The organism is Vibrio sp. 811 (genome assembly GCF_033339195.1).
The window spans coordinates 1-677 of the sequence record NZ_JAWOUB010000447.1; the positions used below are offsets into that span (position 1 = coordinate 1).

At 50.7% G+C, this 677-nt stretch carries 1 protein-coding gene; it reads left to right on the top strand.

Annotated elements, in window-relative coordinates:
• The coding region (locus R7Q46_RS27400; protein WP_411978781.1) for a GNAT family N-acetyltransferase at window positions 1-677 on the top strand (677 nt) is incomplete at both ends.

Here is a 677-nt window from a genome sequence, read left to right on the forward strand (position 1 = left end):
ACAAAGAAGGCTTGTTCGATGCGCTTGATACATGGAACGACTGTATGGAAATGGCAGCGTTGTGTTTCGATGGTATCAAGGTTAATGGCGAACGTACGTTAGAAGCTGCGAAACAAGGCTACGCCAATGCCACAGAATTAGCGGACTACTTGGTCGCGAAAGGCATTCCTTTCCGAGAAGCGCATCATATTGTCGGTGTAGCTGTCGTTGGCGCGATTGCCAAAGGTTGTGCACTGGAAGAGCTGTCACTGCAAGAGTTACAAGAGTTCTCTGACGTCATCGACAACGATGTGTACGACATCCTAACGATTGAGTCTTGTCTAGAAAAACGTAGCGCGCTTGGTGGCGTGTCACCAAAACAAGTCGCTTATGCCGTTGACCAAGCGGACAAGCGTTTGGCGCAGCGTGATAGTTCGGCCGTTAAAGTACGTCCTGCACGTTTAACGGATATCGAAACGCTTGAAGGCATGGTTGCGTACTGGGCGAATATGGGCGAAAACTTACCTCGTTCTCGTAATGAACTCGTTCGCGACATTGGCTCATTTGCCGTTGCTGAACATCATGGTGAAGTGACTGGTTGCGCGTCTCTGTATGTGTATGACTCTGGACTTGCGGAGATTCGCTCGCTCGGTATTGAGGCGGGTTGGCAAGGACAAGGGCAAGGCAGCGCGATCGTG